The organism is Kutzneria chonburiensis, from assembly GCF_028622115.1.
Taxonomy (GTDB): Bacteria; Actinomycetota; Actinomycetes; order Mycobacteriales; family Pseudonocardiaceae; genus Kutzneria; species Kutzneria chonburiensis.
The window spans coordinates 2,125,288-2,149,347 of the sequence record NZ_CP097263.1 but is presented as its reverse complement, the minus strand read 5'-3'; the positions used below and the strand labels follow the sequence as shown (position 1 = coordinate 2,149,347).

Below are 24,060 nucleotides of genomic sequence, written 5' to 3'. Positions count from 1 at the left end.
CACCGGCGGTAGGTTCGCCGGGTGCAGTCCACAGCGGTGATGCGGATCAGCTGGCTCTGCCTGGCCGTGGTCGGCGTCGGCATCCTGGGCTTCGGCCTGGTGGTGATCGTCGCCCCGCCGGCCAGTGACGCCCAGCTCTACCGGGCCGACGGGCTCGCCTCGGTCGGCCTGGGGCTGTTCGGGCTGCTGCTGACGGTTGTCCCGTTCCGGCGGCGCGAGCGGTGGGCCTGGTGGGTGCTCTGGTTCTACCCGATCCTGTGGCTGGCCCACCTGGTGTTCGCCCTGCCACCGGGCACCGATCACGTGCACCAGGTGGTGTTCATCGTGCTCTCGCTGGTCGGCCTGCTGCTGCCGGCCCGGGAGTTCTTGCGGTGACGCTAGCGTTGCTAGGTTTTCTGCTGCCGCTAGCCCTCGACTCGTTTGCCGTGGCCGCGGCGGTCGGGGCCGCCGGGAAGGTGACGGCAGCCGCCCGATGGCGGATCACGGCGCTGTTCGTGCTGTTCGAGGCGGGAATGCCGCTGCTCGGGCTGGCGCTCGGTGCGCCGCTGGCGTCGGCGATCGGTCCGGTGGCCAACTACGTCGCCGCCGCCGCGGTGGTCGCGGTCGGCCTGTGGATGCTGCTGCATGACGACGATGAGCAGGCCGAGCGGTTGGCCAGTGCGCGTGGTGCGGCGCTGCTCGGGCTGGGCGTCAGCATCAGCCTGGACGAGCTGGCCATCGGCTTCGGCCTCGGCCTGGCCCACCTGCCGCTCGTGCCGGTGATCGTCGGCATCGCCGCGCAGGCGCTCATCGCCACGCAGCTCGGCCTGTGGCTCGGAGCCCGCATCGCCGAACGGTTCCGCGAGGCAGCCGAACGCCTGGCCGGCGTCGTGCTGATCGTGCTGGGCGTGGTGCTGGCCGTGGAACAGCTGCTCAATTCGTGACGACTCGGCGGATCACCGTGATCGGGCCGATGGCGTCGATCGGGCTCACCTTGATCGGCTCGCCGAAGGTCGCCGCCTGCACGGCCTGGTTGTGGTCCAACGCGATCGCCACGTGCTGCACCGGCTGGTAGAAGTAGATCAGGTCGCCGGCCTTCACGTCGGCCCGCGACACCTGCACACCGACCTGCGCCTGGTCGGCCGCGACGCGAGGCAGCGCGATCCCGGCGGCGCGGTAGGCGGCCTGCACCAGACCCGAGCAGTCGTAGGCGATCGGCCCGGTGCCACCCCACTCGTACGGCTTGCCCAGCTGGGCGATGGCGAACCGCAGCGCCACGCCGACCGCGCCGGGCGGCGTCATCACGTTCGGGGCGGTGACGCCGGACTGCAACATGGCGACCTCGTCCGCCGGCAGCGCGTCGAGCGCCGCCCGCACCTGCGAGACCCGCTTCTGCAGATCAGAGCGCTGGTTGCCGACCTGAGCCTCGATCGCCGTCGCCGCCGCGGCGGCCTTGCTCGCGGCGTCCTGCTGCTTCTGGGCTTCCTCGCGGGCTTTGGACGTCTGCGCGAGGGCTTGAGCCGATGCCGCCGCAACCGCGTCATCAGCATCGTGAGCAAGTCCGACGGCGATCGACGCCGACGTGAAGGCGTCGGCGCTGGAGCTGTTCAACACCGCCGCCACGCTGTTGGCCGGCACCAGCGACCGGAGCAACTCAGCCCGGTGCCGGCGATCGGCCACCACGCCGTCGGCCTGCTGCTGCGCCTGCTTCCAGCTCTTGTCCGCCGCCTGGAACGCCGCATCCGCCGTGGCCGCCTGCTCGCGCAGCCCCTGCGCCTTCTCCTGGGCCTTGAGCAACTGCTCGTTGACCTTCTCGGCCTGGCGGCTCAGATCCACGTAACGGCCGATCAGGCCGGCCACCGTGGTCGGCGGGTCGTCGGCCTGCGCCACACCGGTCGACACCAGCGCCGTCACCGCCACCATTGCGCAGGTCGCGCACAGCTTTCGCATGATCCCCCTGACGACAGCTCCTCCGGTTCGACCCTACCGAAAACCGGGGTGGCGGCGGCAGCCTTCGGTGATCTCGGCGGGGTACACCGGATCGCCCGTTCGGACGCCCTTTCGAACCGGGCTGAACCGGGGCCCACCTTGTCGCGTATCGACGTCAGGATGCCTGAAGGGGGTGTGCCGCGCAGATGAGCGGGCCGATCACCGTCACTCTGAGTTACCAGGTGCGTCGCGGACGAGCGAGCCAGTTCTCCGCCGCGGCGACGGCGCTGCTCGGCGCGGCCGCGCAGCAGCCGGGCTACCTCGGCGCCGGGATCACCGGTGTCGCGGCGGGCGGACGGGAGTGGCAGCTCTTCTACCGGTTCGAGGACCAGCACGACCTGGACGAGTGGGAACGGTCGCACGCCTTCACCCGCTTCTTCGAGTACGTCGAGAAGTTCGCCAGCCGCGGCGACGTGCACAAGACCGTCGGCAGCGAGCTGTGGCCGGTCGACCGGCCGGCGACGGAGCCGGCCCCGGCCCCCAAGGCCCAGAAGCTCAACCGGCAGCAGATGGCCCACCTCGAGACCAGCGTGATGACCGCGGCCGAGCTGGCCGCCCGGGTGGAGGCGCTGCGGGCCGCCGAGGCCGGCCAGCAGCGGTCCGGCGCACATCAGCGGCCGGAAGTCGAGCCGGCGCAGCACCATGAGCAGCCCCAGTACGAGGCGGCCCACTATGAGGCACCCCAGTACGAAGCGGCCCAGTACGAGCGGGCGCCGGCCGAGCGGAGACCGGAGCGCGCTCCCGTCGAGCAGCCCCCGGCCGAGCGCATTCCCGAGCGGATCCAGCAGGTGTCGGGCCAGCACCAACGCCCCCGGATGGAACCGCAGCACGTCGAGCCGGCTCATCTTGAGACCACCGTCTTGGGCGCAGCTGAGCTGGCCGCGCGGATGGAGGCGTGGCGGACCAATCCGCCGTCGGGCCAGCATGTCCGGCCCCAGCCGCCGCACGTCGAACAGCCCCGTCCCACGCCGCCGCGCGCCGAGCCGGCGCACCTCGAGACCACCAAGATGAGCGCCGCCGAGCTGGCCGCCCGTCGGGATGCCATGCGCGCCATGGACAACGCCCAGCCGGCGTCCGGCCAGTACGAACGACCCCGTGCCGAGCAGTCCCGCCCCATGCCGTCCCGGACCGAGCGCCCGCAGTACGAGCAGCGGCCGCAGGCTGATCAGCGTCCGGTCGACCGCTCCCAGCGGGCGTCGTCCCAGTGGGCCGAGGACCAGTGGGACTCCGAGTTCCGTGAGCTGGTGGCCCGGGAATCGGGTTGGGGGGCGGTGCAGAACTTGCAGGCCCCGGTGCCGCACTCGCAGCCGATCTCCCGGATCGACGTGGCCCAGTGGGAGGCGGCGCAGCAGAAGATCGCTCAGGAGGAGGCCGCCCAGCGCGAGATGGCCCGGCGGGACGCCTTCCACCGTGACGTCGCCGCACGGGAAGCGGCGCAGCGGGAGCAGGCCCAGCGTGAGGCCGCGCAGCTCGAGGCCGACCAGTGGGAAGCCGCCCAGCGTGAGGAGGCGGCCCAGTTCGCCGCCCAGCAGGAGGCCGCCGCGCTCCAGGAAGCCGCCGAACGCGAGGCCGCCGAGCGTGAAGCGGCGTTGTTCGAGGCCGCCGAGCGGGCCGCCGGCAACCACGAGCCCGCCCCCGAGCCCGAGTGGCGGCAGCCCGGCCTGCGGGTCGTCGGCCGGGACGAGCGCGAGCCCAGCCGCCGTTGGTGGGGCCGCAAGTCCCGCCGCGAGGACGCGGAGCCGGTCGCCAACGGCGAGCATCCCGCCGAGCAGACCCTGTCCCCCGCGGCGACCCGCGAGCTCTTCGGCGACCCCGAGGTGCCGCGCACCGACCGTGATCCCCTCGCCATCGCCAAGGGCCGCCGCCAGCGGGGTGAGCGGCGCGGGTTACGGTGGCCTTCATGGGCAAGCGTCTCGCTCGTGAGCTGTACGAGCCGGAGCTGTTCCGGCTGCAAGCCGAGCTGGTCAAGCTCCAGGAATGGGTCCGCGCCGAGAAGGCCCGCGTGGCCGTGATCTTCGAAGGTCGGGACGCGGCCGGCAAGGGCGGCGCGATCAAGCGGGTCAGCGAGTACCTCAATCCCCGCGTCGTGCGGATCGCCGCGCTGCCGGCGCCGACCGAGCGGGAGCGCACCCAGTTCTACTTCCAGCGCTACACCGCGCACCTGCCGGCCGGCGGCGAGATCGTGCTGTTCGACCGGTCCTGGTACAACCGGGCCGGCGTCGAGCACGTGATGGGCTTCTGCACGCCCCACGAGTACCACCGCTTCCTGCACCAGTGCCCCATCTTCGAGCGGCTGCTCGTCGAGGACGGTCTGCTGCTGCGCAAGTACTGGTTCTCGGTGTCCCAGAAGGAACAGCAGAAGCGTTTCCGCTCGCGGCTGGACGACCCGATGCGCCGGTGGAAGCTGTCCCCGATGGACGCCGAGTCCATCACCCGCTGGGAGGACTACTCCCGGGCCAAGGACGAGATGTTCGTGCACACCGACATCCCCGAGGCGCCGTGGCACGTCGTGGACAGCGAGGACAAACGCCGGGCCCGCATCAACATGATCGCCCACCTGCTGTCGTCGATCCCGTACCACGACGTGCGCCAGCAGCCGGTGCACCTGCCGGACCGTCCGGAGTCCCACGGCTACGTCCGGCCGCCCATGTCCATCCAGAACTTCGTCCCCGACCACGCCGCCACGTTGGAGAAGCACTGACGTCTCGGGGAGGCGGCCGCCGCCTCCCCGAGGCGTTCGGATCAGCTACAGCTCGGGTCGCCGGACTGGGCCGGCACCGAGATCGCGTCCCACGCCGCCTTGACGGTGTTGAACTCGGTGCAGCTACCCGGGAACAGGCTCTTGGCCGCGGTCAGCGTCCACGTCCGGTACTTCAGGTAGGAGCTGCCGGACGTCTTGAGCAGCATCGCGTTGTAGAAGATCTTCAGCGCGCTCTGCACGCCGAGACCGGTGACATTGCTGTTGTTGCAGGTCGGGCTGGTGGGCTGGCCGTTGGTCGGCTTGTTGCCCTCGGCCAGCAGGAAGAACCAGTGGTTGCCGGGCCCCGCGGCGGAGTGCACCTCGGTGTTGGGGATGGAGCTGTCGTAGCAGTTCTTGTCGCCCAGCTGCGACGGGTCGTACATGTTGCGGATCGGGCCGGAGCCGACCAGGTCGACCTGGTTGCCCACGAGGAAGTCCGGCACGGCGTACGGCGCGGGCTCGTTGGCGAACCACTCGGTCGACGCGCCGAAGACGTCGGCCACGAACTCCTGGGTGCCGTTGCCGGAGATGCCGCCGGGCGTGTGGTCGTCGATGCCGTGGCCGTGCTCGTGCGCGATCACGTCGATGGACGGGATCCACTGGCCGGCCTGGTTGTGGCCGATCTGCACCTGGCTGCCGTCGTAGTAGGCGTTCTCGTCGTCGAGGCCGACGCGGATCGGCCAGCCGCCGCCCTCGCCGTCGAAGCTGTTGCGCCCCAGCCACTGCGTCAGCATCTTGTTCTCGGCCTGGATGCTGTACATGGCGTCGACGCAGCCGGTCTCCTTGTCGGTCGCGTCGCCGTTGCCCCAGCTGTCGGTGGACTTGGTGAACGTGGTGTTGGTGTCGGCGTCCTGGCAGCTGACGTTGGTCAGGTTCGGGTCGGTCAGCGAGTAGCCGCCGTCGGCCTGGCTGGTGTCGATGTGCAGCGGCTCAGGCCCGTTCCACTTGCCCTGGCCGTCGCCGTAGAGCACGTGCTCCTGGGTGTGCAGCACCTTGCCGCTGGTGGCGTCCACGACGACGTCGAGCTTGCTCGGGCCCTCGGCGTTGCGGCCGATGACCGTGCTCTGCCAGGCCAGCGCGGGCGTGCCCAGGGCGTAGGCGACGAGCCGAGCGGCGCTCACACTGTCCACCTTGGGCACCTGCGTGCGGGCCACGGCCTCGGCCTGCTTGGCGGTCAGCTTGGGCGTGACGGAGGCCAGGTCGATGGTCTTGTCCTGGGCGACCGAGGTGCTCAGCACGTGGCCGGCGGAGTCGGTGGCAACGACGAAGTCGCCGCCGACCACCGGCAGGCCCTTGTAGGTGCGTTCGTACGGCACGTACTTGAGGCCGTTGGTCGAAGAGATCACCTTGTGCGCCACGAAACTGTCGTTGGCGCTGGCGTGCAGGGCGGCCGGGCGGGCGGCCACCAGGCTCTGGGCGGCGTCGGCGGCCAGCACGGCGGCCGGTTTCGCCTGGGGTTCGGACGGTCCGGGCAGGCCGTGTGCGGCGGCGGTGGTCGTCGCGGCAGCGGTCACCACCGCGGCGAGAAGGATGAGTGGTCGTCGCAAAGTCATCGGCGGGTGCTCCTCCGGGCAGGGGAAGGGGTCGGCCGTGATCAAGCGTTCACGTTCGGGTGAACAGCGGACAACCCGACGAAGGTCGTGAACTTCACGGAAATCCGAGCACACCGCGTAAAAGCGACACGAATCCTCACATTTGATTCTCAAACCTCCCGAGACCGAATCGTTACCTTGACTTCAAGCGCTTGAAGTTCCGCATGATGGGTCCATGGCAGTCGAGGCAGGTCCCTGGGCCACGATCCAGGAGGCGTCCCGGCGCAGCGGGCTCTCCGAGCCCACGCTGCGCTACTACGAGCAGATCGGCCTGATCGACCCGGTGCCGCGGGACGAGAGCAGCGGCCACCGGCGCTACAGCGCCGAGGCGGTGGAGCGCCTGGAAGCGTTGGCCTGCCTGCGTGGCGCGGGCATGGGTATCGGCGACATGCGCGTACATCTGGAGCTGCTGACCGAGGGCAATGCCGCCGCGGAGCAGCAGCAGGAGCTGTTCGAACGCCACGCCGCCCGCCTGGTCGCCGAGATCGACGGTCTCCGGCTGCGCCTCGACTACCTCACGTTGAAAGCCGAGCTGTGGGCCGCGCGGGCACGCGGCGACGAGCCGGCCGAGCAGGCGGCCATCGTCGCGCTGACCGCGCTCATCGCCCAGTTCTGAGAGGATTCACCTTGTCCACCAACGCTTCCCCGCTCGTGCTGGTCACCGGCGGCACGGGCTACGTCGCGGCGCACGCCATCGCGCAGTTGCTCGACGCCGGCTATCGGGTCCGCACGACTGTGCGGAGCCCGAAGGCAGACCTGCCGGACGTCGAGGTCGTCCAAGCCGATCTGTCAGCCGACGACGGTTGGGCCGCCGCGCACCACGGCGTCCAGTACGTGCTGCACACCGCCTCGCCATTCCCGCCCGGCAGCCCGAAGCACGACGACGACGTGATCGCCCCGGCGGTCGGCGGCACGCTCCGCGTGCTCGCGGCGGCGCGGGCCGCCGGCGTTGAGCGAGTAGTACTCACGTCCTCGTTCGCCGCTGTCGGTTACGGCGCGATCCCCCAGTCCCGCTACACCGAAGACGACTGGACCGACCCCGGCGACCCGAACACCGCCTACATCCGGTCCAAGGCCATCGCCGAGCGAGCGGCGTGGGACGACGTGGCCGCGCACGGCGGCCCCGAGCTGTCGGTGATCAACCCGGTGGGGATCTTCGGACCGCCGCTGAACAGCCGGGTCAACTCCTCGGTCGGGATCGTCAAGGCGATGCTGGACGGGCAGATGCCGTTCGCGCTGCCGACACGCTTTGGCGTCGTCGACGTCCGCGATGTCGCTGACCTGCACCTTCGCGCCATGACCAGCCCGGCGGCGGCCGGCCGCCGCTACCTCGCGGTCAGCGGCGAGACGATCAGCTTCCTCGACCTGGCCACCATGCTCCGCGATCACTTCGGCGACGCGGCCGCCAACGTCCCGACCGTCGAGCTCACCGAAGCCGAGGTGCGGGCCAATCCCGCGCTGCGGGACGCTCTCACACAGCTCGGACGCCGTCCGGTGATCAGCGCCGACCGCGCCCGCACCGAGCTCGGCTGGCAGCCCCGTCCCGTGCGCACCACGATCGTGGAGACTGCCGAGGCGCTGCTCAAGGCGCACAATGAGGCATGGACCTGACCAACGTCCAGCAAACCGCGCTGATGACGATGTACGGCAAGGCGTTGGACGCGCGGGCCGACGACCCGATCCTCGGCGACACCATGGCCGACGCAGCCGTGCACAAGATGGACTTCGACTTCAGCACTCTGAAGTTGCCCAAGGGCGGTCAGATCAGCCTGCCGGTGCGGGCCAAGCAGCTCGACGGCTGGACGCGGGAGTTCCTGGCCGCGCACCGCGACGCCGTCGTCCTGCACCTCGGGTGCGGGCTGGACACCCGCGTCCATCGGGTCGATCCGGGGCCGGACGTGCGCTGGTACGACGTCGACCAGCCCGAGATCATCGCGCTGCGCCGGGAACTCTACCCGTCGCGGGCCGGCTACGAGCTGGTCAGCCGGTCGATCACCGAGCCCGGCTGGGTCGAGGAGCTGGCCGCCGAGCGGCCGGTCCTGGTGGTCGGCGAGGGGCTGGTGATGCACGTGCCGACCGCCGAGGACGTCGCCCTGTTCCGGCGGATCATGGGCGCGTTTCCCAGTGGGCAGTTCATCTTCGACGTCTACGCCGCGTCGACCGCGAAGGTCGTCACCCTGGCCTCGAAGCTCGGCCGCACGCCGGTCCAGCTGCACACCGGCCTGCCGCAGGCGCTGCGGGCCGAGCTGCCCGAGCTCAAGCTCACCGACTCGGTGCCGTTCCTGACACTGCCCGAACTCGTGTCCCGGATGAGCGGCAACCTGTTCGGGCGGCTGTACTTCCGCGCGATCGAGGCCGGCTGGACGCGGGACTCGATCCTGCACCTGCGCTATCGGTTCGGCTAGGACCGGGAACCGCCGAATGGCAGCCCGACACGTGGTGCATTCGTGCCCGGTGAAATTACGCAGCCTGCCGAGTCCGAATGGCGATAGGGTCGCTGTGACGAACGGGGCAGGTGAACACCGTTGCCGGAACAGCAGCCGCCGAACACGGCGGCGGCCGCCGCGGAATGCGCAAGGGGCCAGTTCGAGAGTCTCACCGGTCACGAGAAAAGTTCCGTGACCGGATTGAAGCCGCGCCCGGAAGGCGGTTGGTCGGTACTGCTCGACGTGGTCGAACTGGCGCGAATTCCGGCATCGACCAGCGTGATGGCGACCTATCGCGTCGACATCGACGGGGCCGGCGCGCTGTGCGGGTACGAGCGGCTGCGCCGGTACACGAGAGGAGCGACCGACGGGTGACCGACGAGCTGGCGGCCCGGCCCAGAGCGTCACTGGCCGGGGCATCACTGGCCGACGTGCTGGAACGGGTGCTGGACAAGGGCGTCGTGATCGTCGGCGACATCTCGGTGAGCGTCGTCGACGTCGAGCTGCTGACGCTGCGGGTGCGGCTGTTCATCGCGTCCGCGCAGACCGCGCAGGAAATGGGCATGGACTGGTGGACCAATGATCCGTTCTTCTCCCCGGCCGACGCGAACTGCCCGCCGAGCATTCGCCGTGAGACCGCCGTATACGCCTATGCGATGACGTCGCCGACAACACCGGCACCGCCACTTCGCATCCTGACGGAGGGGCAACTTTCCCTCGTCGTGACGGACACAAATCCGGCAGAATTCACCGATCCGGCGATGCTTCGACTCGTTCGACGGCATCACGATGTCGTCCATGCGTTATTCCAGCATGCAACCGTGCTGCCGCTGCGTTTCGGCACGCTATTCGCGCACGATGACGCGGCCCGGGAAATGCTGCGGCGCTGTCACGACGAAGCCGTTGCCATGCTGACCGCCTTCGCGGACCACCGGGAGTGGGGCGTTCGGGTCCGTCGGCCCGGCGGGGCGCCGGCGCAGGGCCTCAGCGGCACCGAGTACCTGGCCATGCGGCGGCGTGAGCGCGACGGCGTCCACCTTCATCAACGCCTGGTCCGGCACGCCAGCCGGGGCACCATCCGCCGCGGCGACCTCCGGCTCGACGCGGTCTATCTCGTGCCCAGGATCGGTGAGAAGGCGTTCCTGGCCGAGGTTGGGCGGATCGAAGGCGAGGTCGACACCACCGGGCCGTGGCCGCCGTACTCCTTCAGCGAGCTGCGGACGGCGGCCGGATGACCGCCGACGACCTGGTGGACCTGCTGGACCGGGCGATCGCCGGCGGCGTGGTGATCCACGGCGACGTGCTGATCTCGCTGGCCGGCGTCGACCTGATCCGGCTGGATCTGCGCGCCCTGCTCGCCGCCGTGGACACCGTGGAGCTCACGTGACGACGCCGCCGCGCACGTTCGCCGTGGATGCCGGCCGCGGGCTCGGCGGGCTGGTCGTGGCCGTGCTGGACATCCTGCGCGAGCTGATCGAACGGCAGGTGCTGCGCCGCATCGACGCCGGCACGCTCACCGCCGACGAGATCGAGCGGCTCGGCGTCGCACTGATCGACCTCGACCGGCAGTTCCGCGAGCTGCGCACCCTCTTCGACGACGGAGGAACCGCGTGACCACCATGATCCAACGGCCCGGCGGCGGGTCCACCAGCCTGGCCGACGTGCTGGACATCGTGCTGGACAAGGGCATCGTCATCGACGCGTTCGTGCGGGTCTCGGTGATCGGCATCGAGCTGCTGACCATCGAGGCCCGCATCGTGATCGCCAGCGTCGACACGTACATCCGTTACGTGGAGGCGATGCAGCAGCTTGGCGCGCTGCCTCGCCGCGCAACCCCGCCGGCCCTCACCACCCCCGTGGCGCCGCCGGTCGCGGTGTACCCGCAGCAGTCCACCCCGATGGAGACCACGTGACCCTCCTGCTGTACGGAATCGTCCGCGCCGATCACCGGCTCCCGGCCGGGCTGCGGGCCGTCGTACGGGACGATCTCGCCGTGGTCGTGTCGGATCTCGGCGCGGCCGAGCCGACCGCCGAGGACGCGAGGTCGCATTTGGACGTCCTCTGTGGACTGATCGAGACCGGGCCGGTGCTGCCGCTGCGGTTCGCCAGCACGGCCGCTGACGACGATTCCGTGCGGGACAACGCGGTGATCGCCGATCCCGCGGCCGTCCGGCACGAACTCGATCGGTTGACCGGGATGGCCGAGGTGCACGTGCAGCTGACGTTCGACGAGACCACGGTGCTGAACGCGTTGCTGGCCGAGGATCCGGCCCTGGCCCGCGCGGTCGTCGGCTTCGATGCCACGGTCGAGCGCGGCCGGCGCATTGCCGACCGGGTCGACGCCTGGACCGCACGACAGGCCGACGCCTTGCTCCGGCCCATCGCCGACGACCTGGTTCGGTTGGCGGACAACGACAACGGCGAGCAGCGCTGGGCACTGCTCGTCCGCCACGACGAACTGGACCGGCTGGCTGACGCGATCGGCGCGCTGCCGGTCACCGCCGGCGCGATCGGACCGCTGCCGCCGTACAACTTCGTGTCGCTCCCGGTGAAACCCGTGTCCCGCTGGGGGTTCTAGGACGCCTCGGCACGTTTCACGGCCGAGGCCAGCTCGTCGCGGTTCATCTTCGACCGGCCCTTGATGCCGAGCTCGCGGGCCGCGTCGTCCAGCTCGGACTTGGTCCGCTTGCGCGTGCCCTCGACGCTGCGGCGCAGCGCCGTCAGCAGGTCGGTGGCGCCGGTCGGCTCCGGCGGCTCGGCCTCGACGACGATCTCCTTGCCCTTGCGCTTGTCCTCGATCAGCTTGCGCACCTTGCGGGTGTAGGTGTCGCGGAAGTCGCGGGGCTGCCACGGCATGGTCATGGACTCGATCAGCTGCGCGGCCATCTTGAGCTCGTTGGCGTGCGGACGGCTGCCGGCCGGGATGGTGTCCAGCATGTCGCGCGGATCGCGGATCTCGTCGGCGTAGTAGAGCGTGTCGAGCGCCAGCACGCCGTCGTCGGCGCGGATGTCGGTGAGATACTGCTTGCCCCGCATGACGAACGAGGCGATGCCCACCCGGTTGGCCTTGGCCAGCGCGGCCGTCAGCAGCGCGTACGGCCGGCCGTACTCCTCCTTGGCCGGCGCCAGCCAGTAGGTCTTCTGGAAGTGGATCGGGTCGATCTCGTCCAGGTCGACGAAGCCGGTGATCTCGATCGACTTGGACCGCCCCGGCGCGATCGCGGCCAGCTCGTCCGGTTCGACCAGCACGTACTCGCCGTCGCCGACCTCGTGCCCGCGCACGATGTCGTCGTACGGCACCTCCTTGCCGGTCCGCTCGTTGACGCGCTGGTAGCGGATCCGGTCCGAGGTGCCGCGCTCGAACTGGTTGAAGTGCACGGTGTGGTCCTCGGTCGCGCTGTACAGCGCGACCGGGATCGTCACCAGCCCGAAGCTGATGGAACCGCTCCAGATCGGCCGGGCCATCACGCGTCCCGGTTGGTCGTGGTCATGCCGCTCGGATTCCCGCCGGCGACCGCGACAAAACCCTCAGTCCAGGCCCGTACGGCCCTCGGCCCAGTACGCCTTGCCCTTGATCTCGCCCGGCCGGCGCGGCCAGTTCCGCGAGTCCCGACGAACCGCGTGCACCGTGGCGGCGTCGCCCGTGACGACCAGGTCGAACGGCTCGTCCGGCAGCGCCTCGCGCACGTGGTCCAGCACGTTCGTCCTGGGCACGACGACCGACTTTTCGGCGAGCCCACGCGCCGCCAGCAGTGCTGAGACGGCCGCCGGGTCCGATGCCTCGAAGACGTGCTTGACCTGCGGCGTCACGACGGTCAGCGCGCAGGCCAGGGCGATGCTCGACTCGTCGCCGACGAACACCACGCGGTCCAGCCCCCGCAGGTCGATCGACTTGCGCGGCCCGAAGACCTCACACGTGTCCCCGACCCGCACGCCTCGGAACCAGTCGGCCGCCGGGCCGTCGCCGTGCGTGTAGGCGATCAGCTCGGTCGTGTCATCAACCCAGCTCACCGGGGTGTAGGCACGCATCTTCATGGTGCCGCGCTGTGTGCGGAGCTGCACCTTCATGCCCGGCACCCACTCGGTGCGGCGGAAGGCGTCGGCCCGCAGCTCGACGCGGACGAAGCCGGGCGCGCACGGCTCGACCGCCGTCACATCTGCGGCCTGCAGGAACGCGCCGCCGGCGAGGTCGGCCAGTCGTTCGGTGAAGGTAGGCACGGCATCCCCCGGTCGGTGTCGCTGCTCGCCGCTGACAGTACTGGTCCGGACCATGTCGCCGGCCAGGCGGTCCCCCTCCGTTTCGGCGCAGGTGGCGCGGGTAGTCGACGGGGCGTGACCAACCTCGAGGAGTGAGCACGATGCGAGTGGTAGTGGTCGGCGGGTCCGGCAACCTCGGCACCGCCCTGCTGCACGCGATCTCACGGACCGCCGACATCGACGCCGTGGGCGTGTCCCGCCGCGCGCCGGCCGTCGACCTGCCGTGGCACGAGATCGACATCTCCCGTCCGGACGCGGATGTGCTGCTCCGGGCCGCTTTCGAGGGCGCGGATGCCGTGGTCCACCTGGCGTGGCTGCTCCAGCCCAGCCATGACGTCGCCCGGCTGGCCCGGACCAATGTGGACGGTAGCCAGCGCGTGTTCGACGCCGCCGTCGCCGCCGGCGTGCCGCATCTGGTGTACATGTCCTCGGTCGGCACGTATTCGCCCGGCCCGACCGATCGCCCGGTGGACGAGTCGTGGCCGGTCGATGGCGTGCCGTCCTCCAGCTACAGCACCCACAAGGCTGCCGTGGAACGGATTCTCGATCTGACCGAGGTCGGCGATCCAGGCTTGACGGTCACTCGTTTCCGGCCTGGGCTGGTGCTCCAGCACGACGCCGCCAGCGAGATCCGGCGGTACTTCATCGGTGGCTTGGTCCCCAACCTCCTGTTCGACCTGGCCGCGCGCGGCCGGTTGCCCGTGTTGCCGTTGCCCAGCAGCCTCACGCTTCAGTTCGTGCACGCCAGCGATGTCGCCGACGCCGTCGTGCTGGCCCTGCGTTCACGTCTTCCCGGCGCGATCAACCTCGCCGCCGACCCGCCGATGACCCCGCGCCGGCTCGCGTCCCTGCTCGGGGCCGTGCACCTGCCCGCGCCGACCGGTACACTGCGGATGCTCGCCGCGTTGAGCTGGCGGCTCCGGCTCCAGCCGACCGAGCCCGGCTGGCTCGACCTCGCCGACTCGATTCCCGTGCTGGACACGACCCGGGCGACCGCCGAACTCGGTTGGCGGCCAAGGCATTCCGCTCAGGAGGCCGTCCTCGCGTTGCTGCGGGGCCTGGCCGAGAACGCCGACGCCGCGACTCCCCCGCTGGCCCACAGCACCCCATAACCCCCTTCGCCACATGCGCTTCCCACTTGGCGTCTGATGCCACATAGGAAGCGCATGTGGCGAAAGGGTGATGTCGCGTGGCGACTCCTGGGGAGGAGTCGCCACGCGACTTTCGCTCAGTGGAAGGTCAACGATGCGGAGTCGACGTTTTCCGTTGCCGGGCAAAGGCCGCCGCCGCCGCTCAGGGTCGCGGTGAAGGGGCCGCCGGTGTAGGACCGGCCGGTGCCCTGGCGGGCGTACGACACGTTGCTCACCTTGTAGGAGCAGGTGATGCCGAGCACCGTGCCGTTGACGTCCACCTCCGGCGCGGTCACCGTGCCGGCGGTGTCGTCGAAGGTCACCGTGGGGTCGTTGGTCAGGCTGGCCGTGATGCTGCCGGAACAGCTGGGGTGGACGGTGGTGTGGTCGATCGTCAGGGTGTTGGGGGCGACGTCGCTGGTGGTCGCGTTGGTCCAGGAGCAGCTCGAGCCGCCCACGGTGATGTTGCCGTCGACCTGGCCGGTGGCGGCGTAGGCGGGGACGGCCAGCAGCACGCTGCCGGCGACGGCGGACAGACCGACGAGAATGCGAGTCAGGGTCATGCGGTCCTCCTACTGCGATACACATCTGCGGCGGTTCGTCCGCCGCCGTGCACTCGCCAACTCCAGGAGGACCGGTTGAACGTGAAGATGATTCACAACCACCATGATGGCACGGGCCGGCCGGGTCCGACATGGATCGTCAAGAGTTAACCGGCCAGGCATAGCCGGCCGCGTATCGGGTAGCCCCGGCCATCTGTTGTCGAGCCGAGGAGCCAGCTGTGGGCGTTCGCCGGTGGATCGAGGGCTGGCCGGTGTACCGGCAACTGCACGGCGACGACCCGCTGGGCCGCGGCTCGGCGGTGAAGTCGCCGACGACGGAACGGCTGACGGCGCGGACTGCGACGGCGGACCGGGTGGTGAAGTCGGTTTGCCCGTATTGCGCGGTGGGCTGTGGCCAGAACGTGTACGTCAAGGACGAGAAGGTCGTGCAGATCGAGGGCAACCCGGACTCCCCGGTCAGCCGCGGTCGGCTCTGCCCGAAGGGCTCGGCCAGCCTCCAGCTCACCACCGGACGGTCGCGGCGGCACAAGGTGCTCTACCGGGCCCCGCATGCCGCCGACTGGCAGGAGATCCCGCTGGACCAGGCCATGGAGATGGTCGCCGACCGGGTGCTCAAGGCCCGCGCCGAAGGCTGGCAGGACGAGCAGGACGGCGTCCGCGTGGCCCGCACCATGGGGCTGGCCAGCCTGGGCGGCGCCACCCTGGACAACGAGGAGAACTACCTCATCAAGAAGCTGTTCACGGCACTGGGCGTGATCCAGGTGGAGAACCAGGCCCGGGTCTGCCACAGCGCCACGGTGGCCGGCCTCGGCACGTCCTTCGGCCGCGGCGGCGCGACGATGTTCCTCCAGGACCTCCAACACTCCGACTGCATCGTCATCCAGGGCTCGAACTTCGCCGAGGCGCACCCGGTCGGCTTCCAATGGGTGATGGAGGCCAAGGCCCGCGGGGCGAAGGTCATCCACGTCGACCCCCGGTTCAGCCGCACCAGCGCGCTGGCCGACCTGTACGTGCCGATCCGGCCGGGCACCGACATCGCCTTCCTCGGCGGCGTGATCAACCACGTGCTGAGCACGGACAAGTACTTCCACGACTACGTGGTCAACTACACCAACGCCGCCGCCATCGTGCGCGAGGACTTCCGCGACACCGAGGACCTCGACGGCCTCTTCTCCGGCTTCAACGCCGAGACCCGGCACTACGACTTCGACACCTGGCAGTACGAGGGCGTCGAGATGACCGCGGCCACCGGCGACCGGGACGAGGGCTACGAGCAGCACAGCAGCGGCGGATCGAGCCAGCACAAGGCCGGCAAGGCCGAGGGACGCGGCTCCGGCGGCGTGGGCCTCAGCGGCAGACCGCGGACCGACCCGACGCTGCGACACCCGCGCTGCGTGTTCCAGATCCTCAAGCGCCACTACGCCCGCTACACGCCGGAAATGGTGGCCGACATCTGTGGCACGCCGGTGGAGAAGTTCCAGGCGGTCTGCGACGTGCTGACCGAGAACTCCGGCCGGGACCGCACCAGCTCCTTCGCCTACGCCGTCGGCTGGACCCAGCACACCGTTGGCGCGCAGTACATCCGCACCGCGTCGATCCTGCAACTGCTGCTGGGCAACATCGGCCGTCCCGGCGGCGGCATCCAGGCGCTGCGCGGCCACGCCAGCATCCAGGGCTCCAGCGACATCCCGACCCTGTTCAACCTGCTGCCCGGCTACATCCCGATGCCGCACGCGCACGCCGACGAGTCGCTGGACGACTTCGTCGCGGCGGACGCGGCCGAGACCGGCTACTGGGCGTACATGCGGTCGTACCTGGTCAGCCTGCTCAAGGCCTGGTGGGGCGAGAAGGCCACCGCGGACAACGACTTCTGCTTCGACTACCTGCCCCGCATCACCGGCTCGCACGCCACCTACGACACCGTGCGGGAGCAGCTGGCCGGCCGCTGCAAGGGCTACTTCCTGATGGGAGAGAACCCGGCCGTCGGCTCGGCCAACGCGAAGATGCAGCGGCTGGGCATGGCCAAGCTGGACTGGTTGGTGGTACGGGACTTCTCGCTGATCGAGAGCGCCACCTGGTGGCAGGACGGCCCGGAGATCGAGTCCGGCGAGCTGCGCACCGCCGACATCGCCACCGAGGTGTTCTTCTTCCCGGCCGCCGCGCACACCGAGAAGTCCGGCACCTTCACCAACACCAACCGCTGGGTGCAGTGGCACGAGCAGGCCGTCGAGCCGGCCGGCGACGCCCGCAGCGACCTGTGGTTCATGTTCCACCTGGGCCGGCTCATCCGGGCCGAGCTGGCCGGCTCCACCGATCCCCGTGACCGGCCCGTGCTCGACCTGACCTGGGACTACCCGGTGGTCGGTGAGACCGCTGACCCGGACGCGGCGGCGGTGCTGGCCGAGATCAACGGCTTCGGGCCGGACGGCAAGCACCTGGGCTCGTACAAGGAGCTCAAGGACGACGGTTCGACGACGTGCGGCTGCTGGATCTACTGCGGCGTCTACGCCGACGGCGTCAACCAGGCGGCCCGCCACAAACCGGGCCAGGAGCAGGACTGGATCGCCGCGGAGTGGGCGTGGGCCTGGCCGGCCAACCGGCGCATCCTGTACAACCGCGCGTCGGCCGATCCGGACGGAAAGCCCTGGAGCGACAGGAAGAGCCTGGTCTGGTGGGACGGCGAGCAGTGGACCGGCCACGACGTGCCCGACTTCGACACCGACAAGTTGCCGGACTACGAGCCCGATGAGGACGCTCGCGGCTCGGATGCGTTGAGCGGCAAGGATCCGTTCATCATGCAGGGCGACGGCAAGGGCTGGCTGTACGCGCCGGCCGGGCTGGACGACGGCCCGCTGCCGACGCACTACGAGCCACAGGACTCCCCGTTCGCCAATGCCCTCTACGCGCAGCAGCGCGGTCCCAGCCGGCTGGTGTTCGACGGCGAGCACAACCGCTACCACCCCACCGGATCGCCGGTCTTCCCTTACGTGGTCACGACATATCGGCTGACCGAGCATTTCACCGCCGGTGGTATGACGCGCTGGACGCCGTATCTGGCCGAGCTGCAACCGGAGTTCTTCTGCGAGGTGTCACCGGCTCTGGCCGAGGAACGCGGGCTGGAACACGGTGACTGGGCGACGATCGTCACCGCCCGCAACGCGATCGAAGCACGGGTGCTGGTGACCGACCGAATTCCCACGTTGACCGTGCTCGGTCGGCAGGTGCACCAGATCGGGCTGCCCTTCCACTGGGGTCCCAACGGCCTGTCCAAGGGCGACGCCGCCAACGAGCTCACCGCGATCGCGTTGGATCCGAACGCGCACATCCAGGAGGACAAGGCGGTGACCGCCGACATCCGGCCCGGGCGTCGGCCGCGCGGGGCCGCCCGGGTGGATCTCGTCCGCGACTACCAGCAGCGGGCCGGCATCACCGACCAGACGGGTATGGAGGTGTGAGCGTGGCGCGGATGGGCTTTTTCACCGACACCAGCGTCTGCATCGGATGCAAGGCGTGCGAGGTCGCGTGCAAGGAGTGGAACGCCGTCCCCGAGGACGGCCTGAACTTCACCGGGAACTCGTTCGACAACACCGGCGGGCTCGGCGCCGACACCTGGCGGCACGTCGCTTTTATCGAAAAGCCGGCCGTAGATCTGGGAATGCCGACGGTTGGACAGTCCACTCCGGACTTTCAGTGGCTGATGTCCTCGGACGTGTGCAAGCACTGCACGCACGCCGCGTGCTTGGACGTCTGCCCGACCGGCGCGCTGTTCCGGACCGAGTTCGGCACGGTCGTCGTGCAGGAGGACGTGTGCAACGGCTGCGGCTATTGCGTGCCGGCCTGCCCGTACGGGGTGATCGACCAACGTCCCGACGACGGCCGCGTCTTCAAGTGCACCATGTGTTACGACCGGCTCGGCGCCGGGCAGGAACCGGCCTGCGCCAAGGCATGCCCGACCGACTCCATCCAGTTCGGCGAGCTCGACGAGCTACGGGAACGGGCCGCCGGCCGGCTCGAGGAGCTTCACGAGCAAGGCATGGACGCCGCTCAGCTGTATGGCGAGAATCCGGCCGACGGCGTGGGCGGTGCCGGCGCGTTCTTCCTGCTGTTGGACGAGCCCGAGGTCTACGGCCTGCCGCCGGATCCCGTTGTCACGACAAGGGATCTGCCGTCGATGTGGCGGCATGCCGGGGTCGCCGCCGCGACGCTGTTGGTCGGCCTGGCGGCCACGTTCTTCGGAGGCCGGCGATGAAGGGCGAGAAGGAACGGCCGGTGTCGTACTACGGCCGGCCGGTGGTCAAAGCGCCGGTGTGGTCGCCGGTGGACATCGGTGGCTACCTGTTCCTGGGCGGGCTGGCCGGGGCGTCCTCTGTGCTGGCCGCCGGGGCAGAGCTGACCGCAAGGCCGGGGCTGGCGCGGGCAGGGAAGATTGCCGCGCTGGGGGCGATCTCGGCGTCGGCGGCGGCGCTGGTGCACGATCTGGGTCGGCCGGGCCGGTTCGTGAACATGCTGCGGGTGGTCAAGCCGACCTCGCCGATGAGCGTCGGATCGTGGCTGCTGGCCGGATACGGTCCGGCGGCGGGCGTCGCGGCGGCGACCGCGGTCACCGGGATCCTGCCGGGAGTTGGCCGGGCGGCGACCATCGGGGCGGGTCTGCTGGGGCCGGCGGTTGCCTCGTACACGGCCGTGCTGATCTCCGACACGGCCACGCCCGCCTGGCACAACGGATATCGGGAGATGCCGTTCGTGTTCGTCGGCTCGGCGGCGACGGCGGCGGCCGGACTGGGCATGATCGCCGCTTCGCCGGCCGAAGCCGGTCCGGCGCGGAGGGCCGCCGTGTTCGGCACGGCGTTGGAAACCCTTGCCATGCACCGGATGCGGTCACGACTCGGTATGATTGCCGAGACCCATCATGAGGGAAAGGCCGGCACACTGCTGAAGGCGGCCGAGGTGTTGACCATCGGCGGCGCGATCACCGGTGCGCTGCTGGGCCGTCGCAGCCGCATCGCCGCAACCGTTGCCGGGGCGGCGTTGTTGGCCGGCTCCGCGTGCACCAGGCTCGGCCTGTTCCAGGCCGGCGTGCAATCCGCCGAGGACCCGAAATACACCGTCACGCCACAGAAATCCTGAGGCAGGTCGTCGGCCGCCACTCAGTGGCGGCCGACGACGACCGGCCTCAGCGGCGTAGCGCCTCGCGCTTCACCCAGCCCACCACCGCGGTGATGACGAACAGCACGACGCCGAGGATCAGCAGCCATACCAGGCCCTTCACCACCGCGCCGACAACGGCGCACACCAGCCAGATCACCAGCAGCAGACCGATAAGACCAAGCATCAGACACCTCCGTGGAGGACATTCAGGGAACCTTGAGATACCCGCTCCGTCTGATGATCAAACAGCTACAAGCCGGCAAGCCTGGCTTCCGCCGTCCGCACGTCCTTGGCGCGGCGCTGAACCTCCTGCCGACGCTCCTTTGCCGCGGTGGCGGCGGCGTCCCGGGCGCGGCGGGCCTCAACCAGGTCGTTCTGGAGCCGCTGCACATGGTCGGTACGCGACTGCAACTCGGCCTCAGCGGCGTCGAGCTGCTGCTGGGCCTCCTCTGACGCGGCCGTGGCGTCGTCGAAGGCCTGCTGGGCGCGGCGGCGTTCCTCGGCGCGCTTGCGGTCGACGGGAGCAGTGCTGGCCACGAGCGGGGCGTCGCCAAAGCCCCAGCCGGTGGTCTCGGGCATGGTCACCAAGCGGCCAGCCAGCAGGTCGTCGGCGGCGGCAGGGTCGGCGATGGAACGTTCCAGCAGCTCCCGCAGGTCGGGGGCGGCATCGGGTAGCCGCGCCACGAGCTTGTCCAGGGCGCCGGCCCGCCGGCCGGACAGCTCACGGAGCTCGGGACCGTTCAGACTTTCCTGCGCGGCCCGCAGCTGACGGCCGATGTCGACCAGGGCGGCGATGTCCTTGCGGCGGGTCCGGGAGAGGTGGTTGGCCTGCCACGCGGCGACGGTGGGCTTGCGCAGCTTGCGGATGCGGTCGGCCAACCCCGGCTGGGACTTGGCCAGCTTGTCCCGCGCGGCGATGAACTCCGCCCGCGGCCGCCCGTAGAGCCGGTCCATCGCCTCGTCCAGGTCCATGGCCGAGCCTAACCCGGTTCGACCGGAATCCGCCGGGTACCCGGCACGACATGGTGAGTATCGGTTACTTCCTGTCCAGCGAGGAGTTCGGCCCCCGGGAGCTGGTGCGCCAGGCGACCCTCGCCGAACGCGCGGGCTTCAGCCGGCTGTGGATCTCCGACCACTACCACCCGTGGAACCACGAGCAGGGCAACAGCCCGTTCGTGTGGTCGGTCATCGGCGCGCTGTCCGAGCGCACGACGCTGCCGATCACGACCGCGGTCACCTGCCCGACCGTGCGGATCCACCCGGCCGTGCTGGCCCAGGCGGCGGCTACGGCCGCCGTCCAGTGCGAAGGCCGGTTCACGCTCGGCGTGGGCAGCGGCGAAGCACTGAACGAGCACATCTTCGGCGACGCCTGGCCGACCGCCGACGTGCGACTGTCCATGTTGGAGGAAGCCGTCGAGGTGATCCGCAAGCTGCACAAGGGTGGCCCGGTCACCCATCACGGCCAGCACTACACGGTGGAGCAGGCCGAGATCTTCACGCGGCCGGCCGACCCGGTGCCGATCTACGTCTCCGGCTTCGGCCCCAAGGCCGCCACCCTGGCCGGCCGGATCGGCGACGGATTCGCCTGCGTGCAGCCGAATCCGGAGCTGATCGACACGTTCCGCGAGTCCGGCGGCGGCAGCAGGCCGGCGCAGGGCGGTTTCAAGGTGTGCTACGCGCCCGACGAGCGTGAGGCGATCGAAACCGCCCACCGGTTGTGGCCCAACGAGCAGCTGCCCGGCGAGCTGGCCCAGGTGCTGCCGACGCCGCGGCACTTCGAGCAGGCCAGCACCCTGGTCACGCCGGACATGGTCGCCGAGGCGGTGCCGTGCGGGCCCGATCCGAAGCGCTACCTCGACCAGCTCCGCACCTTCATCGACGCTGGCTACGACGAGGTCTACATCCAGCAGATCGGGCCCGACCAGGACCAGTTCTTCGAGTTCTGGACCGAGCACGTGCTGCGTGAGCTGCCCGAGCTCACGCCGGTCTAGCTGACGACGTACACCGGGCAGGTGGCGTGGTGCAGCGCGGTTCGGACGGACGGACCGCGCCGCACCACGACCAGGTCGGTCGTATCCGGGACCCCTCCACCGGGTTCCTGCCGCACGATCTCCAGCACCGACCGGGTGGCCCGGGCACACTCCCGCGCCCGGGAAACGATGGTGTCGTCCTCCCCCACCCAGGCCGTGACCTTGCGGAACTCGCCGTGCACGGCCTGCGGCCGGCCCCGAACGACAACGACGTCGGAGGTCGCGGTCTGGGCCAGCAACAGGGCGTGGTGGCCGACGCCGAGGTGGCATTTGTGCTGGCCACGGCAACCGACCACGAGCAGTCCGGTCTCGGTCGCGGCCTCCAGCAGCGCTGCCGCCGGGTCGGGTCCGCTGCTGCGGATCCGGACCGGAAGCATCGGATACGACCGCAGCGCCGAGCCGGTGCCGATGTCGGCCGGCAGGTCGGCCGGGATCAGCTCGAACCGCCGGTCGGCCTCGTAGACGTCCAGCTCCAGCCCGGCGCGGTGGGCATGGCGCACCGCCCAGCCCAGGGCCAGCTGTCCCCAGTACGAACCGTCAGTGCCCACGGTCACCCGACCGGGGCGAACCCGCATCACCTGACTGGGAATGAACAGCGCGGTCCGTCTCCGCTCGCTGCGTGCAACCACGTCGAACCCCTGGCTGTCAGACGGTCCCAAATGGACCGTTGTACCGTGGGATTCCCGGCCGGCAAGGGTTTCACACCCGTTGTCAGTTGACGATCATGTCACGCGGCCTCGGGCTCCTCGGCCGACAGCGGGCTGGCGATGTCCTCCAACGACTTCTGCGCCGCCTCCACGCCGATGAACAGCTCGATGACGCCGCCGGCCATCATCACGGCCGCGCCCAGGTAGTAGCCGATGGCCACCATGGCCACACTGCCGGTGGACACCAGGCTGCCGAACAGCACCGGCCCGATGATGCCGCCAAGACCCGTGCCCACGGAGTAGAACAGGGCGATCGCCATGGCCCGTATCTCCAGCGGGAAGATCTCCGACACGGTCAGGTAGGCGGCGCTGGAGCCGGCCGAGGCCAGGAAGAACACCACGCTCCAGGCGATGGTCAACGTCCACGCGGACAACAGGTTCTGCTCGAACAGCACGGCCGTCACGACCAGCAGCAGGCCCGAGCCGAGATAGGTGGCGGCGATCATCGCCCGGCGGCCGACGGTGTCGAACAGCCGGCCGAGCACCAGCGGCCCGAGCAGGCTGCCGGCGGCCAGCGGGATGAGGAAGCCGCCGACGCTCGTGCCGGAGATGCCGAAGAACTTGGCCAGCACCAACGCCTGCGTGAAGTACACCGCGTTGTACAGGAACGCCTGCCCGACGAACAGCCCGAGCCCGAGCAGCGTGCGCCGGGGATACTTCCGCACCAGCGTGCGGCCGATGACGCCGAAACCGTTGCTGTCCCGCTCGTGCACGTCGATCGTGTCGTGCACGGGCTCGAGCTTCTGGCCGGTCTGCGCCGACACCTGCTCCTCGATCTCGCCGACCAGCCGATCGGCCTCCTTGGCCCGACCGTGGGTGAACAGCCAGCGCGGGCTCTCCGGCACGGTGCGGCGTACCAGCAGGATGCCGACGCCGAGCACGGCCCCGAGGCCGAAAGCCAGCCGCCAGCCCAGGTTCTCCGCGAACAGGGCCGGGTTCAACAGCAGCAGGGTCAGGGCCGCGCCGGCACCCGCGCCCAGCCAGTACGAGCCGTTGACCAGCAGGTCGACGCGGCCGCGCAGGCGGGCCGGGACCAGCTCGTCGATGGCCGAGTTGATCGCCGCGTACTCGCCGCCGACGCCGGCCCCGGTGAGGAACCGCATCGCGAAGAACCAGATCGGGTTGAACGAGAACGCCGTCAGCACGGTCGCGGCCAGGTACAGCGCCAGCGTGACGAGGAAGAGCTTCTTGCGGCCCAGCCGGTCGGTCAGATAGCCGAAGCCGAGCGAGCCCAGCACGGCCCCGATCACGTAGCAGGACGCGGCCAGCCCGACCTCGGTCTCGGTCAGGTGCAGGCCGCTGCCCGGATCGGTCAGCCGCTCCCCCAGCGCGCCGACGATGGTGACCTCGAGGCCGTCCAGGATCCACACCGTGCCCAGCCCGATCAGGACCGTCCAGTGCCACCGCGACCACGGCAGCCGATCCATCCGGGCCGGGACGTCTGTGGTCGTCATGGGCACCGGCTACCCCGCCGGCCGTCGGCACAATCCGGCTTATGT

General features: G+C 70.1%; 27 protein-coding genes. 18 read left to right on the top strand and 9 right to left on the bottom strand.

Translation table 11 applies throughout. The features are described from left to right. The first annotated feature begins 21 nt into the window (after positions 1-21). The gene (locus M3Q35_RS09850; protein WP_273941365.1) at positions 22-375 is read left to right on the top strand and encodes a hypothetical protein; all 354 of its coding nucleotides are present in this window, start codon (positions 22-24) and stop codon (positions 373-375) included. Beyond that, on the top strand, positions 372-923 hold the full coding sequence (locus M3Q35_RS09845) for a manganese efflux pump (protein WP_273941364.1): 552 nt from the start codon (positions 372-374) through the stop codon (positions 921-923). The genes M3Q35_RS09850 and M3Q35_RS09845 overlap by 4 nt, the downstream gene beginning before the upstream one ends. Here the strand turns inward: M3Q35_RS09845 and M3Q35_RS09840 are convergent. Next, positions 913-1,929: a C40 family peptidase gene (locus M3Q35_RS09840; RefSeq protein ID WP_273941363.1), complete on the bottom strand. Its 1,017-nt coding sequence runs from the start codon at positions 1,927-1,929 to the stop codon at positions 913-915. The two genes, M3Q35_RS09845 and M3Q35_RS09840, sit on opposite strands and share 11 nt — an antisense overlap. Before the next feature lie 185 nt (positions 1,930-2,114). Here M3Q35_RS09840 and M3Q35_RS09835 point away from each other — a divergent pair, with 185 nt between their 5' ends. Both M3Q35_RS09835 and ppk2 read left to right on the top strand, forming a co-directional pair. Beyond that, a complete protein-coding gene (locus tag M3Q35_RS09835) occupies positions 2,115-3,980 on the top strand; it encodes an antibiotic biosynthesis monooxygenase (protein ID WP_273941362.1) in 1,866 nt (621 codons plus the stop codon). Next, complete coding sequence (ppk2, locus tag M3Q35_RS09830; RefSeq protein ID WP_273941361.1) at positions 3,869-4,669, top strand: polyphosphate kinase 2; 801 nt, start codon at positions 3,869-3,871, stop codon at positions 4,667-4,669. The genes M3Q35_RS09835 and ppk2 overlap by 112 nt, the downstream gene beginning before the upstream one ends. Positions 4,670-4,710: 41 nt before the next feature. Here ppk2 and M3Q35_RS09825 read toward each other — a convergent pair whose 3' ends face one another. Continuing rightward, positions 4,711-6,261, bottom strand: coding sequence for a M4 family metallopeptidase (locus M3Q35_RS09825; protein ID WP_273941360.1), 1,551 nt, complete (start codon positions 6,259-6,261; stop codon positions 4,711-4,713). 214 nt (positions 6,262-6,475) lie between these two features. Between M3Q35_RS09825 and M3Q35_RS09820 the strand changes: the two genes are divergently transcribed. From M3Q35_RS09820 to M3Q35_RS09780, 9 genes are all read left to right on the top strand, one after another. Continuing rightward, positions 6,476-6,916: a MerR family transcriptional regulator gene (locus M3Q35_RS09820; RefSeq protein ID WP_273941359.1), complete on the top strand. Its 441-nt coding sequence runs from the start codon at positions 6,476-6,478 to the stop codon at positions 6,914-6,916. An 11-nt stretch (positions 6,917-6,927) separates the two neighbouring features. Further along, complete coding sequence (locus tag M3Q35_RS09815; protein ID WP_273941358.1) at positions 6,928-7,911, top strand: NAD-dependent epimerase/dehydratase family protein; 984 nt, start codon at positions 6,928-6,930, stop codon at positions 7,909-7,911. After that, a complete protein-coding gene (locus M3Q35_RS09810; protein WP_273941357.1) occupies positions 7,902-8,705 on the top strand; it encodes a class I SAM-dependent methyltransferase in 804 nt (267 codons plus the stop codon). Before M3Q35_RS09815 ends, M3Q35_RS09810 begins: the two co-directional genes overlap by 10 nt. 120 nt (positions 8,706-8,825) lie before the next feature. Then, entirely contained in the window at positions 8,826-9,101 is a 276-nt protein-coding gene (locus tag M3Q35_RS09805; RefSeq protein WP_273941356.1) for a gas vesicle protein GvpO, read from the top strand. Further along, positions 9,098-9,961, top strand: coding sequence for a gas vesicle protein GvpJ (gene gvpJ, locus M3Q35_RS09800; protein ID WP_273941355.1), 864 nt, complete (start codon positions 9,098-9,100; stop codon positions 9,959-9,961). Before M3Q35_RS09805 ends, gvpJ (M3Q35_RS09800) begins: the two co-directional genes overlap by 4 nt. Next, positions 9,958-10,113 (top strand): gas vesicle protein GvpJ, encoded by a 156-nt coding sequence (gene gvpJ, locus M3Q35_RS09795; protein WP_273941354.1) that lies wholly within the window; start codon positions 9,958-9,960, stop codon positions 10,111-10,113. The genes gvpJ (M3Q35_RS09800) and gvpJ (M3Q35_RS09795) overlap by 4 nt, the downstream gene beginning before the upstream one ends. After that, positions 10,110-10,340 (top strand): gas vesicle protein K, encoded by a 231-nt coding sequence (locus M3Q35_RS09790; RefSeq protein ID WP_273941353.1) that lies wholly within the window; start codon positions 10,110-10,112, stop codon positions 10,338-10,340. Before gvpJ (M3Q35_RS09795) ends, M3Q35_RS09790 begins: the two co-directional genes overlap by 4 nt. 5 nt (positions 10,341-10,345) lie before the next feature. After that, positions 10,346-10,639, top strand: coding sequence for a gas vesicle protein GvpJ (gvpJ, locus tag M3Q35_RS09785; RefSeq protein WP_273944296.1), 294 nt, complete (start codon positions 10,346-10,348; stop codon positions 10,637-10,639). Continuing rightward, positions 10,636-11,304, top strand: coding sequence for a GvpL/GvpF family gas vesicle protein (locus tag M3Q35_RS09780; protein WP_273941352.1), 669 nt, complete (start codon positions 10,636-10,638; stop codon positions 11,302-11,304). The genes gvpJ (M3Q35_RS09785) and M3Q35_RS09780 overlap by 4 nt, the downstream gene beginning before the upstream one ends. Here M3Q35_RS09780 and ku read toward each other — a convergent pair. Together ku and M3Q35_RS09770 are read right to left on the bottom strand one after the other, a co-directional pair. Further along, on the bottom strand, positions 11,301-12,191 hold the full coding sequence (gene ku, locus M3Q35_RS09775) for a non-homologous end joining protein Ku (protein ID WP_273941351.1): 891 nt from the start codon (positions 12,189-12,191) through the stop codon (positions 11,301-11,303). The two genes, M3Q35_RS09780 and ku, sit on opposite strands and share 4 nt — an antisense overlap. A gap of 63 nt (positions 12,192-12,254) precedes the next feature. Further along, positions 12,255-12,944, bottom strand: a complete 690-nt coding sequence (locus tag M3Q35_RS09770) for a siderophore-interacting protein (protein ID WP_273941350.1) — start codon at positions 12,942-12,944, stop codon at positions 12,255-12,257. Between the two features lie 140 nt (positions 12,945-13,084). On the opposite strand from M3Q35_RS09770, the gene M3Q35_RS09765 reads away from it, so the two are divergent. Continuing rightward, the gene (locus M3Q35_RS09765; RefSeq protein ID WP_273941349.1) at positions 13,085-14,095 is read left to right on the top strand and encodes an NAD-dependent epimerase/dehydratase family protein; all 1,011 of its coding nucleotides are present in this window, start codon (positions 13,085-13,087) and stop codon (positions 14,093-14,095) included. 116 nt (positions 14,096-14,211) lie between these two features. Here the strand turns inward: M3Q35_RS09765 and M3Q35_RS09760 are convergent, their stop codons facing one another. Further along, the gene (locus tag M3Q35_RS09760) at positions 14,212-14,676 is read right to left on the bottom strand and encodes a hypothetical protein (RefSeq protein WP_273941348.1); all 465 of its coding nucleotides are present in this window, start codon (positions 14,674-14,676) and stop codon (positions 14,212-14,214) included. Between the two features lie 218 nt (positions 14,677-14,894). Between M3Q35_RS09760 and fdh the strand changes: the two genes are divergently transcribed. The 3 genes from fdh to nrfD are packed head-to-tail and all read left to right on the top strand — an operon-like array spanning position 14,895 to position 19,803. Beyond that, complete coding sequence (fdh, locus tag M3Q35_RS09755) at positions 14,895-18,131, top strand: formate dehydrogenase (RefSeq protein WP_273941347.1); 3,237 nt, start codon at positions 14,895-14,897, stop codon at positions 18,129-18,131. An 11-nt stretch (positions 18,132-18,142) separates the two neighbouring features. Next, entirely contained in the window at positions 18,143-18,925 is a 783-nt protein-coding gene (locus tag M3Q35_RS09750) for a 4Fe-4S dicluster domain-containing protein (protein ID WP_273944295.1), read from the top strand. Continuing rightward, positions 18,922-19,803 (top strand): NrfD/PsrC family molybdoenzyme membrane anchor subunit, encoded by an 882-nt coding sequence (nrfD, locus tag M3Q35_RS09745; RefSeq protein WP_273941346.1) that lies wholly within the window; start codon positions 18,922-18,924, stop codon positions 19,801-19,803. The genes M3Q35_RS09750 and nrfD overlap by 4 nt, the downstream gene beginning before the upstream one ends. Positions 19,804-19,849: 46 nt before the next feature. Here the strand turns inward: nrfD and M3Q35_RS09740 are convergent, their stop codons facing one another. Beyond that, on the bottom strand, positions 19,850-20,008 hold the full coding sequence (locus M3Q35_RS09740; protein ID WP_273941345.1) for a hypothetical protein: 159 nt from the start codon (positions 20,006-20,008) through the stop codon (positions 19,850-19,852). Between the two features lie 65 nt (positions 20,009-20,073). Next, positions 20,074-20,796 carry a hypothetical protein gene (locus M3Q35_RS09735; protein ID WP_273941344.1) on the bottom strand — a complete coding sequence of 241 codons (723 nt, stop codon included), beginning with the start codon at positions 20,794-20,796 and terminating at the stop codon, positions 20,074-20,076. 50 nt (positions 20,797-20,846) lie between these two features. On the opposite strand from M3Q35_RS09735, the gene M3Q35_RS09730 reads away from it, so the two are divergent. After that, complete coding sequence (locus tag M3Q35_RS09730; RefSeq protein ID WP_273941343.1) at positions 20,847-21,815, top strand: TIGR03557 family F420-dependent LLM class oxidoreductase; 969 nt, start codon at positions 20,847-20,849, stop codon at positions 21,813-21,815. Here the strand turns inward: M3Q35_RS09730 and M3Q35_RS09725 are convergent. Both M3Q35_RS09725 and M3Q35_RS09720 read right to left on the bottom strand, forming a co-directional pair. Continuing rightward, positions 21,812-22,408, bottom strand: a complete 597-nt coding sequence (locus tag M3Q35_RS09725) for a hypothetical protein (protein WP_273941342.1) — start codon at positions 22,406-22,408, stop codon at positions 21,812-21,814. The genes M3Q35_RS09730 and M3Q35_RS09725 overlap by 4 nt on opposite strands. Positions 22,409-22,581: 173 nt before the next feature. Then, on the bottom strand, positions 22,582-24,015 hold the full coding sequence (locus tag M3Q35_RS09720) for an MFS transporter (RefSeq protein ID WP_273941341.1): 1,434 nt from the start codon (positions 24,013-24,015) through the stop codon (positions 22,582-22,584). Positions 24,016-24,060 lie beyond the last annotated feature (45 nt).